This is a genomic window from Stenotrophomonas sp. ZAC14D2_NAIMI4_7 (assembly GCF_003086675.1).
In the GTDB taxonomy this organism is placed as follows: domain Bacteria; phylum Pseudomonadota; class Gammaproteobacteria; order Xanthomonadales; family Xanthomonadaceae; genus Stenotrophomonas.
On record NZ_CP025995.1, the window covers coordinates 1,194,896 to 1,208,395 of the forward strand.

A 13,500-nucleotide genomic window follows, 5' to 3' on the forward strand; every position below is an offset into this window, starting at 1 on the left:
TTCGCGCGGGGCGTGCCTGACCGCGCTTGAACTGGATCCACCATGACTGCTTTCGATAAACACCAGGTTTCCCGCTTCCGCTTCGTCCGCTGCGAGTTCGCTGCGGACACCGGCGTGGCCAAGCTGGTCTACGCCTTCGACGATGGCCCGGAGATGGTGGAAACCATCACCGTGCCGGGCGCTCCGTTCGTGCTGGACGAGGCACGCGCGGCCGCGGTGCAGCGTGCACTGCAGCTGCTGCACCTGATCGCCGGCGTCAGCTACTACAAGGCGGGCGTGCCGGAGACGGTCAGCATCGACAGCTATGCCATCGATGCTGAGACCGCGGCGCTGGTGGAAACGGTCTACCTCAACGGCCTGGGCGAATTCGCCTACCGCAACGGCCTGAACCTGCGCGGGCGTTTCCGCCTGCCGGTGCAGGGCCAGGCGGTGCAGGCGCCGGCACTGGGCCTGCAGCCGCACGCGCTGGTGGCCATCGGCGGCGGCAAGGATTCGCTGGTCAGCATTGAAGCGCTGCGCCGTGCCGGCGTGGACGAGACGGTGACCTGGATCGGCGGTTCGCAGCTGATCCGCGCCTGTGCCGAGCGCACCGGCCTGCCGACCCTGAACCTGGGCCGCGCGCTGGCACCGGAACTGTTCGAGCTGAACCGCCAGGGCGCCTGGAACGGCCATATTCCGGTCACTGCGGTGAACTCGGCGATCATGGTGCTGGCCGCGCTGCTGCAGGGCGTGGACCAGGTGGTGTTCTCCAACGAGCGTTCGGCCAGCTATGGCAGCCAGATTCCCGGCACCGGTGAAGTGAACCACCAGTGGTCCAAGGGCTGGGCCTTCGAGCAGGCCTTCGGCAACCACGTGCAGCAGCAGGTGGCCGCCGATCTGCACTATTACTCGCTGCTGCGCCCGATGTCCGAGCTGGCGGTGGCCCGCCAGTTCGCCAAGACCGATTTCTACGACGCGCATTTCTCCAGCTGCAACCGCAATTTCCACATCCTGGGCGAGCGCCCGGTGAACCGCTGGTGTGGCGTCTGCCCGAAGTGCCATTTCGTATTCCTGGCGCTGGCCCCGTTCATGCCCAAGACGCGCCTGGTGCGCATCTTCGGACGCAACCTGCTGGACGATGCGGAGCAGGCCGCGGGCTTCGATGCGCTGTTGGAATTCCAGGACCACAAGCCGTTCGAATGCGTGGGCGAAGGCCGCGAATCGCGCGCGGCGATGGCGACCCTGGCGCAGCGCCCGGAATGGAAGGAAGACGTGCTGGTGAAGCGCTTCTGCAACGAGATCCAGCCGCAGCTGGATGCCGCTGAACTGGAACTGGCACCGCTGCTGCAGCTGCAGGGCGAGCACCGCATTCCGGCCGCGCTGTGGGAACAGGTGCGTGAAGATTTCGCAGCTTGAAGGAAAGCGCGTTGCGCTGTGGGGCTGGGGGCGTGAGGGCCGTGCGGCATTTTCCGTGCTGCGCGCGCGCCTGCCCGCGCTGGCCCTGAGCCTGTTCTGCCCGGCCGCCGAGGCCGAGGCGGCGCGTGCGGAAACGCAGGGGTTGCTGGACGTGCGCGGTGAACCCACCGCCGAGGCGTTGGCTGCGTTCGATGTGGTGATCAAGTCGCCCGGCATCAGCCCGTACCAGCCGATCGCGCTGGCGGCGGCCGCGCAGGGCACGGTCTTCATCGGCGGCACCGCGCTGTGGTTCGCCGAACACGCCGGTGCCGATGGCATCGTGCACGACACCGTGTGCGTGACCGGCACCAAGGGCAAGAGCACCACCACCGCGCTGGTCGCGCACCTGCTGCGCGCCGCTGGTTACCGCACCGGACTGGTCGGCAACATCGGCCTGCCGCTGCTGGAAGTGCTGGACCCGCAGCCTGCCCCCGACTACTGGGCGGTGGAGCTGTCCAGCTACCAGACCGGCGAAGTGGCGCGCAGTGGCGCCCGCCCGCAGGTGGCGGTGGTGCTGAACCTGTTCCCGGAACACCTGGACTGGCACGGCAGCGAGCAGCGCTACATCGAGGACAAGCTGCGGCTGGTGACCGAGGCCGCGCCGCGCATCGCCGTGCTCAATGCAGCTGATCCGCATCTGGCCGCGCTGTCGCTGCCCGACAGCGAAGTGGTCTGGTTCAACCAGCCGCAGGGCTGGCACATGCGTGGCGACATCGTGCACCGCGGCGAGCAGGCGGTGTTTGATACCCGCAACACGCCGCTGCCTGGCCGCCACAACCGCGGCAATCTGTGCGCGGTGCTGGCCGCGCTGGAAGCGCTGGGGCTGGATGCGGTGGCGCTGGCACCGGCGGTTCAGGATTTCCAACCGTTGCCCAACCGTCTGCAGCGCATTGGCGTGGCCGATGGCCTGACCTACGTCAACGATTCGATCAGCACCACGCCGCACGCCAGCTTGGCGGCGCTGGAATGCTTCGCTGGGCAGCGCATCGCGCTGCTGGTGGGCGGGCACGACCGTGGCCTGGACTGGACCGATTTCATGCAGCACATGGCGCACGACGTGCCGCCGGTGGAGATCGTGACCATGGGCAGCAACGGCCCGCGCATCCACGCCATGCTGCAGCCGCTGGCCGATGCCGGCCGCTTCGGCCTGCACGCGGCGCGCGATCTTCCCGAGGCAATGGCGCTGGCGCGTACCGCGCTGGGCGCGCAGGGCGGGGTGGTGCTGCTGTCACCGGGCGCGCCGAGTTTTGGTGCCTATCGCGATTACGTGGCGCGTGGCCGCCACTTTGCCGAACTGGCCGGATTCAACCCGGACAGCATCAGCGCGATTCCGGGGCTGGGCATCGGGTAGGGCAGGCCCAGGGGTCAGATCCCTTTCCGCAGGAAAGGGCTCTGACCCCTATCCACGCATGGCGTGGATCTACTCCAGGGGCGCGTTACCATCGCTGCATTCCCGGACGGACCCGGACGCCCGCATGTGCACCTTCATTACCGTGTTCCTGCCCACTACGCTGGCCCACGACACTGCCGCCGCGGTCTTCAGCCGCAGTGGCCGGCGCCTGTTCGCGCAGGCCTCGCCCAGCCTGCAGGCGGCGGTCGGCCCCGGCTGGCAGCCCTGGCTGAGCGCCGCGCACTGCGATTGCGGCACGGCGCTGGCGTCGGCGCGGGCCGAGCCGGAATGGAAGGGCGATGCCGACCGCTGGCGCAAGAAGGGCTGGAGCGAGGCGAAGATCGCCCGCGCGCTGGCCGAGCAGCGGGCGCGGCACGAGCAGGATCAGCAGGTGCGCCGGGAACAGGCGCTGGGCGATGCCGGGCAGTGGCTGCAGCGGATTGATGCGCTGCTGGGCGCAGGCGCGGCGCGTATTGGCCTGCTGGTGCGCGATTACGACGGTGCGGTGGGGGCCCGGCAGCCGAAGCCGCCGGAGCGTCGCTGGTCGCGCGCGCAGCTGGCGGCGGCCGATCTGCTGGCGTTCGAACCGGGAACGTTGCAGTGGATCGAACGCGGGTGAAAGCGCGTGAGCCCCATCCACGCATGGCGTGGATCTACTCGATGAAGCTGTAATCGCGTTCGATCAAGTCCTGCAGGTAGGCATCGAAGCTGGCGGCGATGACCGTGTAGCTGTCCGGATCGTGCAGGTAGCGCACTACCTGGCCGACGGTGCCGCCCGGAGCGGGATCGAAATCCAGATACAGCATCGAGGTGCCGCCGTTGTTCATGCAGTGCGAGAAGCACAGGCGGCGGTTCATCGGCAGATCGCCGTCGATGCCGGCGCCGAGGATGTCCGGCTCGTCGTCCAGCCATTCCTCGTAGATGGAACGGATGCTGTCGTGCCACTGCCGCTGGTCTTCGAAGATCTGTTCGACCGAGCGCAGGAAGTACGGGTAGTCCCCTACGTCCGAGCCCAGCACCAGCACGCAGACCTCACCACCGGGGTACTCACGGTAGTGCGTGCCATCCACGCGCGACAGCAGCTGCACCAAGCTGTCGGGCACCTGCGGCCACTGCGAGCGCAGGCGTTGCAGGTCGTCGGCGCTGGCGCCCTGCACGTGGGCCCACTGCGGGGCGTCATCTTCCGGCAAGCGGGCAACAAGGCCGGACAGGAAACGGTCTACCAGGTTCATTCAATTGCTGGGAAGCAGGAACAGGGGGTTATCCAACCACACCTGCGTCACGCCGCCAATGCAGAATGCGCACTGGCAGGCGTGGACGCTGTGCAGCCTGCTTCCCTTCTTTCTGGAGCAGGCGCATGAACAGCTGGCGGTATGGTGTAGCGATGGTGCTGGGGCTGGCGGCGATGCCGGCGTGGGCGGCGATGAAGACCCAGCCGGTGGAATGGACGCACCAGGGCACGACCTTCAGTGGTGTGCTGGTCTACGACGACGGCGACAGTGACAAGCGCCCCGGCCTGGTGATGGTGCCCAACTGGAAGGGCGTGAACGCATCGGCGATTGAGAAGGCCAAGCAGTTGGCCGGCGATGACTACGTGGTGCTGGTGGCCGATGTGTACGGCAAGGGCGTGCGGCCGAAGACCGATGCCGAGGCCGGCCCGGTGGCAACCAAGCTGCGCAACGACCGGCCCCTGCTGCGCGCACGCGCGCTGGAAGCGGTGAACGTGCTCAAGGCGCAGGCCGGCAAGGCACCGCTGGATGCCAGCCGGATCGGTGCGGTCGGCTTCTGTTTCGGTGGCACCACGGTGCTGGAATTGGCCCGTGCCGGTGCGCCGCTGGCCGGTGTGGTCAGCCTGCACGGCGGCCTGGGCTCACCCCTGCCTGCACGGGCCGGTGGCACGCACCCTTCTGTGCTGGTGCTCAATGGCGCCGACGATACCAGCGTGACGGCCGAGGACATCGGCAGTTTCCAGAAGGAAATGGACGCGGCCAAGGTCGACTGGGAATTCACCAACTACAGCGGCGCGGTGCACTGCTTTGCCGAGCGCGATGCCAACAGCCCGCCGGGGTGCCAGTACAACGAACGCGCGGCCAAGCGCGCGTGGAAGGCGCTGGATGAGTTCTTCGAGGAACGGTTTTTGTAGAGTCGAGCCATGCTCGACTGGTGAGGGCGTGCCGACCAAGGTCGGCACCTACCGATGCTTCTGTGCCGACCAAGGTCGGCACCTACCGATGCTTCTGTGCCGACCAAGGTCGGCACCTACCGATGCTTCTGTGCCGAGCAAGGTCGGCACCTACCGATGCTTCTGTGCCAACCAGGGTCGGCACCTACCGATGCTTCTGTGCCGACCAACGGTCGGCACCTGCCGGTCATTGTGTGTGCCGACGTTGGTCGGCACGCCTTCACCGATCAATGCGAGCGCTGCACCGCGTAGCGGGCCAGGCCGCGCAGGGCGGCGACCGCATCGTTGTCGCCCAGGCCATCAAGCGCGCGCTCGGCGGCTTCGGCGTATTCCTCGGCGCGGCGGCGGCTGTATTCCAGGCCACCGGTGGCGCGGATCGCGGCCAGCACTTCCGGCATGGCCGAGGCGTCGCCGTCCTGCACGATGGTGCGCAGGCGCTCGCGGGTGGCCGGGTCGGAGTGGGCCATGGCGTGGATCAGCGGCAGGGTGGCCTTGCCCTCGGCCAGGTCGTCGCCCAGGTTCTTGCCCAGTTCCTCGGCATTGGCCGAGTAATCGAGCACGTCATCGGCAATCTGGAAGGCGTAGCCCAGGTGCATGCCGTAGTCGTACAGGGCCTGCTGGGTGGCTTCGTCCTGGCCGCTGGCCAGCGCGCCCAGGCGGGTGCCGGCGGCGAACAGCACCGCGGTCTTGCGCTCGATCACGCGCAGGTAGGCCGCTTCGTCGGTGTCCGGGTTGTGCACGTGCAGCAGCTGCAGCACTTCGCCTTCGGCGATGCGGTTGGTGGTGTCGGCCAGGATCCGCATGACCGGCATGCGGTCCAGTTCCACCATCAGCTGGAAGCTGCGCGAGTACAGGAAATCGCCCACCAGCACGCTCGGCGCATTGCCCCACAGGGCGTTGGCGGTGCTGCGGCCACGGCGCAGGCTGGATTCGTCTACCACGTCGTCGTGCAGCAGGGTCGAGGTATGGATGAACTCGATGATGGCCGCCAGCTGGTGGTGCTCCGGCCCGGCCTGACCGACCGCGTGGCCGGCCAGCATGACCAGCATCGGGCGCAGGCGCTTGCCGCCGGCGGAGATGATGTGGTCGGCGATCTGGTTGATCAGCACCACGTCCGAGGACAGCCGGCGCCGGATCAGGGCATCGACGGCGGCCATGTCGGCCGCAGCAAGCGACTGGATCTGGGGCAGGCCCAGGGCGGGACGGGTGTCTTCAGTGATGGTCATGCGATCAGGCTTTCAGGCTCCCCCCGATTATAGGCGCTGGCCGTGAATTCGGGCGGAAACCGGACCGACCGGTCTTTTCGCGGGCCGCTGGCCGGCCCTGCGGCGTGAATACGTATGCAGCCAGCGCCATCGCCGGGAGGCCGCCGCTAAGCTTGCCGGAGTTGCTTTTCGGCCCGCTTCCGGCGGGTCCCGCATGCCCGGAGGGGGGCTGTCGATGTCGCACAATCCATGGTGGCGCGGAGCCGTCATCTACCAGATCTACCCGCGCAGTTTCCTCGACGCCAACGGCGACGGGGTAGGCGACCTGCCGGGCATCATCGAGCGTCTGGACTACATTGCCGCGCTGGGCGCGGATGCGATCTGGATCTCGCCGTTCTTCCGATCGCCCATGGCCGATTTCGGCTATGACATCGCCGATTACCGCGATGTGGACCCGCTGTTCGGCAACCTGGACGACTTCGACCGCCTGCTGGCCAAGGCACACGGTCTGGGCCTGAAGGTGATGATCGACCAGGTGCTGAGCCATACGTCGATCGAGCACGCCTGGTTCCGTGAAAGCCGCCAGGACCGCAGCAACCCGAAGGCGGACTGGTATGTCTGGGCCGACCCGCGCGAAGACGGCACCCCGCCCAACAACTGGCTGTCGCTGTTCGGCGGCGGCGCCTGGCAGTGGGAACCGCGCCGCGAGCAGTACTACCTGCACAACTTCCTGGTCGACCAGCCGGACCTGAACTTCCACAACCCGGCGGTGCAGCAGGCCACGCTGGACAACGTGCGCTTCTGGCTGGACCGCGGCGTGGATGGGTTCCGCCTGGATGCCATCAACTTCTGTTTCCACGACGCGCAGCTGCGCGACAACCCGCCCAAACCGGCGGACAAGCGGGTGGGCCGCGGCTTCAGCCCGGACAACCCGTACGCCTACCAGTACCACTACTACAACAATACCCAGCCGGAAAACCTGCCGTTCCTGGAACAGCTGCGCGCGCTGCTGGACCAATACCCGGGCGCGGTGAGCCTGGGCGAGATCTCGTCGGAAGATTCGCTGGCCACCACTGCCGAGTACACCCAGTACGGCCGCCTGCACATGGGCTACAGCTTCGAGCTGCTGGTGGACGACTACAGCGTGGCCTATATCCGCGATACGGTCTCGCGCCTGGAAGCGGTGATGACCGAAGGCTGGCCGTGCTGGGCGGTGTCCAACCACGATGTGGAGCGGGCGGTCAGCCGCTGGGGCGGTCACCCGGCCGACCCGCGTCTGGCCCGCATGCTGGTGGCCATGCTGTGTTCGCTGCGCGGCTCGGTCTGCCTGTACCAGGGCGAGGAACTGGGCCTGGCCGAAGCCGAGGTGCCGTTCGAGGACCTGCAGGACCCGTATGGCATCACTTTCTGGCCCAACTTCAAGGGCCGTGACGGCTGCCGCACGCCGCTGCCGTGGACCGATGCCCCGCTGGCCGGCTTCACCACCGGCAAGCCGTGGCTGCCGATTCCGGCCGAGCACCGTGCCGCCGCGGTGGCGGTGCAGCAGGCCGACCCGCACTCGGTGCTGAGCGCCTTCGGCGATTTCCTGGCCTGGCGGCGCAGCCAGCCGGCCCTGCTGCACGGCGACATCCAGTTCCTGGACAGCGCCGAGCCGGTGCTGCTTTTCCAGCGTATGCTTGCAGATGAAACTCTCCTGCTGGCCTTCAACCTGTCGGCAGCGCCGGTCAGCCATCCGCTGCCGGCCGGCCGTTGGGAACAGGTGGCGGTGCCGGGCCCGGATGCGGGCACGGTGGAAGGCAACGAACTGCGGCTGCCGCCGCGCGCGGTGTATTGCGCCCGACGCAGCTGACCGATTTCTCCGGTGGCGGTACTTGCGGGGACGGGGCCGAAGCGCCCCGTCCCTTTTTTGTGCGTGGGGGCCGGGGTTGGCGTATCCACGCATGGCGTGGATGGGCATTTCCAGTGGATCCATGCCATGCGTGGATGGGCAGGGCCAACCCTCCGCCAACGCCGACGCAAAAGAAAACCCGCTGCCTGCGCAGCGGGTTTCCTGTGGCTTCCACGGCGTGGGTCAGAACTTGTAGTTCACGCCCAGCACGTAGGTGCGGCCCCACTCGATGTATTCCAGCGGACGATTCTTGGTGCCGGCGTAGGTGCGGTACGGCTCGTTGGTCAGGTTGCTTCCCTGCAGCAGCAGGGTCAGGCCACGCAGGGCGCTGCTGTCGCTGAAGGTGTAGCTGACCTGCGCATCGGTCACGTTCTCGCCCACCACGTAACGCAGCGTGCGGTTACCGTTGAAGTTGCCGATTTCACCGATGAAATCCGAACGACGGCGCTGGCTCACGCGTGCTTCGAAACCATTGCGCTCGAAGTAGGCGGTGAAGTTGTACACGCGGTCGGACAGGCCCGGCAGGCTGATCGGATCGGTACCCACGCTGGAGGCGCTTTCCGGGTCCAGGATCTCGATGTCGCTCTTGTTGAAGGTGGCGCTGGCCTGCACGCCGAAGCCGCGCAGGCTGTCGGTCAGCATGTCCAGCGGGAACGATGCGGTCAGTTCCAGGCCCTTCAGCGTGCCGCCCTTGCCGTTCTGCGGCGAGGAGAACGTACCGGTGGTCAGCACCGGCACAGTCATGCCCGGCGGCGGCACGTAGCTGCCCAGCAGGTCGGTGAAGTCGTAGTTGTCCACCGACTGGGTGTACACGTAGCTCTTCAGGTCCTTGTAGAAGACAGCGGCGGCCACGTAGGCCTTCTCACCGAAGTACTTTTCGTAGGACAGGTCGATGGCGGTGGCGCGCCACGGGTCCAGCAGCGGGTTGCCGCCGCTGCCGCCGGGCTTGCCGGTGGCGGTATCCACGCCGAATTCCAGGCCGGCGCGCATCTGGTCCACGCGCGGGCGGGCGACCTGCTTGGCCACGGCGAAGCGCAGGGTCTGCTCATGCGGGAACATGAAGGCCAGGTTCAAGCTGGGCAGCCAGTCGTTGTAGGTCTTGCCATTGGAATACGGCTGGATGTTGCTGCCGGCCGGCTGCGAGCTGTCCCAGTAGCGCGAATCCGAACTCTGGTCGGTGTGCTGCATCTGCACGCCGATGTTGCCGCGCACGCCCACCACGCCGATGTCGGTGTTGATGTTCAGGCGCGCCCAGGCGGTGGTGATCTTCTCTTCCACCACCCACGACTTGGGAATCAGGTAATCCAGGTTGTCGACCGGATCGAAGGTCATGTAGCGGGCCACGGCGGCCGGCACGTTCCAGGCCGGAATGTTGCCGATGCCGGCAAAGCCCAGGTTCACCGGCGAATACTGCAGGTCCGAGGCGATGTTGGCATCGCCCTGGGCGCCCAGCAGGATGTTGCCTTCGGACTGGGTCTTGGTCTTGCGGCGGTCGGCGTAGTTCACGCCGATGTCCAGGTCCGGTGCCCACGACGCCATCGCTTCGGGCAGGGTGATGGTGGCCGCCAGCTTGCCGCCCTTCAGGCGGTCTTCCACCTGCGGCACCTTGCCGTAGCCGGAACCGTAGATGGTGTTGGTCAGGAACAGCGCATCGGGGTTGGAATAATCCAGGCCCGGCGAGATCTGCGAAAAGCCGTTCGGGTTCACCACCAGGCCGATGGTGTCCAGCTGCGGCATCGGGGTCAGCTGCAGGTTGTTTTCCAGGTTCAGCTCGTCACGGGTGGCCTTGGAGTAGTTCAGGTCGGCCACCAGCTTCACGCTGCCGAAGGTGAACTCGTTGTTCCAGCCAAACGCATCGATCTTGTCCTTGCGCTTGTTGTACATGCCGCGCACCAGCGGGTACACGCCGCTGGCGGTGCCCCCGGTGAAGGTGCCATCGGCATTGACCTGCGGGTTGCTGATCAGCAGGCCCGGGGTGTAACCGCCGTTGTAGTTGCTGAGGTTGACCTCGAACTGGTTGGCGGTGTCGATCTGTTCGGCTTCGGTGTGGAACGCATCGAAGGTGCTGGTCCAGGCGTTGTTCGGCCGGAACTGGATGGTGGCCATCACGCCGTCGCGCTTGTTGTTGCCGGTACGGCGCAGGGCCTTGATGCCATCGGAGAAGTAGGTGCCAGCGGCCAGACCCGGGCGGTTGCCGTTGGTGGTCTGCTCGGTGGTCCACGGTTCGTACAGGCCCACCTGGTTTTCCTGGATCGGGTTATCGCTGTGCGCGTAACCGATCGAGATGCCCAGGGTCTTGTCGAAGAACTGGTCGATGTAGCTGGCGCTGAAGCGGTTGCCGAATTCATCGACGTTGGCCGCTTCGCCCAGAGAACTCTTCTGCAGGCGGCCGCTGACGGCGATCACGCGCTCGGGGAAGCTGAGCGGGCGCACGGTCTGCATGTCGATGGTGCCCGACAGGCCTTGGCCGACCAGGGCCGCGTCCGGGGTCTTGTACACAGTCACGCCGTTCACCAGTTCCGACGGGTACTGGTCGAACTCAACGCTGCGGTTGTCGCCGGTGCTGACCACTTCACGGCCGTTGAGCAGGGTGGTGGCGAAGTCGGGCGACAGGCCGCGCACGCTGATGACCTGGGCACGGCCAGCCACGCGCTGGGCGGCCAGGCCGGGCAGGCGGCCCAGCGATTCGGCGATGCTGACATCGGGCAGCTTGCCGATGTCTTCGGCGGAAATCGCTTCGACCACCGAAGTGGCGCTCTGCTTCACCGCAATGGCGTTTTCGATGCCGCGGCGGATGCCGGTTACCTGCACGGTGTCCAGGTTGGTGGCGGACGGATCGGTGGCGGTGGCTTCGGTGGACTGCGCCGATGCCAGCGACGGCACCAGTACGACGGCCAGCGCCAGACTCAGCGCGCTGCGCTTGTGGTTCAACATTTTCCCCTCCCAGGCAATGTTGTAGAGCATTTTGTGGTCGTCCCGGCGGGGCCGGAAACGTGCGACGCGGTGGCCGCTGTCGTCGCCGCTATGGTAGGCAGCGCGTTGTTCGGCGGAATCACCCTGCATACGTATTCAATGGCGTTTGCAGCGTTGTAAACGATTCCATGGTCCCCTCCCGGCAGCGCCGGGACGCGCCCGGCGTGCGCAGGAACGGTGGTTCAGTGGATCGGCGTGAAACGAATTGCCTGGCCACCGCCCGGTGCCAGCACCAGGGTCAGGGCATCGGCGCTGGTGACTTCACGGGTCTCGCGCTTGAACGCGAACGGGTTGCTGCGGAAATCCGCGCCTTCGCCATCGCGGTAGATCTCGGCGCGGTAGCGCACGCCCGGCTCCAGGAAGCCCAGCGACACCGGCAGCACGCGGCCGTGTTCATCGGTGATGCTGCCCAGGAACCAGTCACGGCTGTTGCGGTCGCGGCGCACGATCGTCACGTAGTCGCCCACTTCGCCATCGAGCACGCGGCTCTGTTCCCAGTCCACCGCCACGTCCTCGATGAAGCGGAACGCCTCGCGGTGCTGCAGATAGTGCTCGGGCAGATCGGCGGCCATCTGGATCGGGCTGTACAGCACCACGTACAGCGCCAGCTGGCGGGCCAGCGTGCTGGGAATGGCCTGGCCGTGGCGGCCCTTCAGGCTGAGGATGCCGGGCGTGTAGTCGAACGGCCCGGCCAGCATGCGGGTGAACACCAGGTTGACCTCGTGTTCGGGCGGGTTCGGCGGCTGGCCCCAGGCGTTGTATTCCATGCCGCGGGCGCCTTCGCGCGAGATCCAGTTCGGGTAGGTGCGGCGCAGGCCGGTGTCCTTGATCGGCTCGTGCGGGTTCACCGACAGGTGCCGCTGTGCGGCTTCCTGCACCACCTTCAGATGATGGCGGGCCATGAACTGGCCGTCGTGCCACTCGCGCCACAGCGGGCCGCCGGCCGGATTGCGGCGGTCGATCTGGCCGTCATCGCAGACGTAGCCGGTCTTGAACTGGTCAATGCCCAACCGCGCATACAGGTCCAGCGCGGCGCCCAGCTGGTCCTCGTAATGCTCGATGGCGCAGCCGGTTTCATGGTGGCCGATCAGGTGCACGCCCTTTTTCAGGCCGTAGGCGGACAGTGCTTCGATATCGAAATCGGGCGTGGCGCGGGTGAAATCGAAGTCGTAGCCGTTGCCCACCCACATGCCGTCCCAGCCGGGATTCCAGCCTTCCACCAGCACGCCGCGGAAGCCGTGCGCGGCGGCGAAGTCGATCACCTTCTTGGTTTTGGCCGTGGTGGCCGCATGCTTCGGGCCGGTCGCCCAGCTTTCGTTGTCCAGGTGCATCGACCACCACACGCCCAGGTACTTGGCCGGCTTCACCCAGGTCACGTCGCCCAGCGCATTGGGCTCGTTGAGGTTGAGGATCAGGTCCGACTCGACCAGGCCACCGGCACGGTCGGCGATCTGCAGGGTGCGCCACGGCGTGGCGAAGGGCAGGGCGCGGCGCACTTTCCAGCCTTCCGCCGACGGCGAAAGCTGCGCGCGCAGGCGCTGGCCCTCGGTGCGGCGCAGCCACATGCCGGCGTAGTCCACCAGCGCGGCCTCGTGGATGGCCACGTGCAGGCCGTCGTGGCTGCGCAGGGTCATCGGCGTATGCACCAGCGGTACTTCGCGCAGCGGCGTGCGCTGGTACAGGTATTCGTAGTGGATCGGTTCGCCGGCCGGAATCCACCAGGCGGTGGAGTCGGCCGCGATGGCGAACTCGGTCAGCTCGTCATCGATGATCGCCTCGCGCAGGTTGGGTTGCTCGGGGAACACGTAGCGGAAACCCAGCCCGTCGTCGTACACGCGGAACACCACGTCCAGGCGGCGCTTGCTGCCGGTGGTCTCGGCCAGCTGCACGGTCAGTTCGTTGAAGTGGTTGCGGGTGACCCGGCGCTCGCCCCAGGGCTGTTCCCAGGTCTCGTCCACGCTGCGCCGCTGTTCGCCCAGCTGGACGAAATCACGATCCAGGCGGCCATCGCGCAGCACGAAGCCCAGCTTGGAATCGTCCACCACGGGCGCGCCCAGGCGTTCCACCCGGTAGCGCGCGGTACCGCCATCGAGCACCAGGCTGACCGCCAGCACCTTGCCCGGCGATTCCACCCGGGTGACCTGCGGCGCGGCCTGGGCCACCACCGCCAGACCCAGCAGGGCCATGCCGAACACCGGCGCGAACATCGCGCGGACTGCAACAGAAAAAGCCGGCATTTCCCCTCCCAAGGCGCCTTTGGCAGACCCGGACCATAAGCCAGCACGGCGCCCAGTCTTCACGCGGTAGCCATGAATACGTATGCAACTGGACGCAGGCCATGGCGCCGCGTCTACCATGGGGCAAGGCACCTTGAGGGAGGGGCCGCGCCCGCGCACCGGTTCCGGTGGCGCGGACCCACAACGGTGCA

General features: G+C 67.1%; 9 protein-coding genes. 5 read left to right on the plus strand and 4 right to left on the minus strand.

Annotated elements, in window-relative coordinates; all coding sequences use genetic code 11:
- Window positions 1-42 precede the first annotated feature (42 nt).
- From murL to C1922_RS05580, 3 genes are all read left to right on the plus strand, one after another.
- Window positions 43-1,395: a UDP-N-acetyl-alpha-D-muramoyl-L-alanyl-L-glutamate epimerase gene (gene murL / locus C1922_RS05570; RefSeq protein ID WP_108748853.1), complete on the plus strand. Its 1,353-nt coding sequence runs from the start codon at window positions 43-45 to the stop codon at window positions 1,393-1,395.
- Window positions 1,376-2,785 carry a UDP-N-acetylmuramoyl-L-alanine--D-glutamate ligase gene (gene murD / locus C1922_RS05575; protein WP_108748854.1) on the plus strand — a complete coding sequence of 470 codons (1,410 nt, stop codon included), beginning with the start codon at window positions 1,376-1,378 and terminating at the stop codon, window positions 2,783-2,785. Before murL ends, murD begins: the two co-directional genes overlap by 20 nt.
- Before the next feature lie 124 nt (window positions 2,786-2,909).
- Window positions 2,910-3,443 carry a hypothetical protein gene (locus C1922_RS05580; RefSeq protein ID WP_108748855.1) on the plus strand — a complete coding sequence of 178 codons (534 nt, stop codon included), beginning with the start codon at window positions 2,910-2,912 and terminating at the stop codon, window positions 3,441-3,443.
- 34 nt (window positions 3,444-3,477) lie between these two features.
- On the opposite strand, the gene C1922_RS05585 is transcribed toward C1922_RS05580, so the two are convergent.
- On the minus strand, window positions 3,478-4,056 hold the full coding sequence (locus tag C1922_RS05585; protein ID WP_108748856.1) for an SMI1/KNR4 family protein: 579 nt from the start codon (window positions 4,054-4,056) through the stop codon (window positions 3,478-3,480).
- Between the two features lie 125 nt (window positions 4,057-4,181).
- Here C1922_RS05585 and C1922_RS05590 point away from each other — a divergent pair, with 125 nt between their 5' ends.
- Window positions 4,182-4,967 carry a dienelactone hydrolase family protein gene (locus C1922_RS05590; protein WP_108748857.1) on the plus strand — a complete coding sequence of 262 codons (786 nt, stop codon included), beginning with the start codon at window positions 4,182-4,184 and terminating at the stop codon, window positions 4,965-4,967.
- A 266-nt stretch (window positions 4,968-5,233) separates the two neighbouring features.
- Here C1922_RS05590 and C1922_RS05595 read toward each other — a convergent pair whose 3' ends face one another.
- A complete protein-coding gene (locus C1922_RS05595; protein WP_108748858.1) occupies window positions 5,234-6,232 on the minus strand; it encodes a polyprenyl synthetase family protein in 999 nt (332 codons plus the stop codon).
- Window positions 6,233-6,446: 214 nt separating this feature from the next.
- Here C1922_RS05595 and C1922_RS05600 point away from each other — a divergent pair, with 214 nt between their 5' ends.
- Entirely contained in the window at window positions 6,447-8,060 is a 1,614-nt protein-coding gene (locus C1922_RS05600; RefSeq protein ID WP_108748859.1) for an alpha-glucosidase, read from the plus strand.
- A gap of 222 nt (window positions 8,061-8,282) precedes the next feature.
- Here C1922_RS05600 and C1922_RS05605 read toward each other — a convergent pair whose 3' ends face one another.
- Together C1922_RS05605 and C1922_RS05610 are read right to left on the minus strand one after the other, a co-directional pair.
- A complete protein-coding gene (locus tag C1922_RS05605; RefSeq protein ID WP_199912229.1) occupies window positions 8,283-11,033 on the minus strand; it encodes a TonB-dependent receptor in 2,751 nt (916 codons plus the stop codon).
- Window positions 11,034-11,254: 221 nt separating this feature from the next.
- Window positions 11,255-13,309 (minus strand): glycoside hydrolase family 97 protein, encoded by a 2,055-nt coding sequence (locus C1922_RS05610; RefSeq protein ID WP_108748860.1) that lies wholly within the window; start codon window positions 13,307-13,309, stop codon window positions 11,255-11,257.
- Window positions 13,310-13,500: the final 191 nt, after the last annotated feature.

Coding starts and splice junctions, on each gene's coding strand:
- murL (WP_108748853.1), top strand. CDS start 43: ATGACTGCTTTCGATAAACACCAGGTTTCCCGCTTCCGCTTCGTCCGC.
- C1922_RS05580 (WP_108748855.1), top strand. CDS start 2,910: ATGTGCACCTTCATTACCGTGTTCCTGCCCACTACGCTGGCCCACGAC.
- C1922_RS05585 (WP_108748856.1), bottom strand. CDS start 4,056: ATGAACCTGGTAGACCGTTTCCTGTCCGGCCTTGTTGCCCGCTTGCCG.
- C1922_RS05590 (WP_108748857.1), top strand. CDS start 4,182: ATGAACAGCTGGCGGTATGGTGTAGCGATGGTGCTGGGGCTGGCGGCG.
- C1922_RS05595 (WP_108748858.1), bottom strand. CDS start 6,232: ATGACCATCACTGAAGACACCCGTCCCGCCCTGGGCCTGCCCCAGATC.
- C1922_RS05600 (WP_108748859.1), top strand. CDS start 6,447: ATGTCGCACAATCCATGGTGGCGCGGAGCCGTCATCTACCAGATCTAC.
- C1922_RS05605 (WP_199912229.1), bottom strand. CDS start 11,033: ATGTTGAACCACAAGCGCAGCGCGCTGAGTCTGGCGCTGGCCGTCGTA.
- C1922_RS05610 (WP_108748860.1), bottom strand. CDS start 13,309: ATGCCGGCTTTTTCTGTTGCAGTCCGCGCGATGTTCGCGCCGGTGTTC.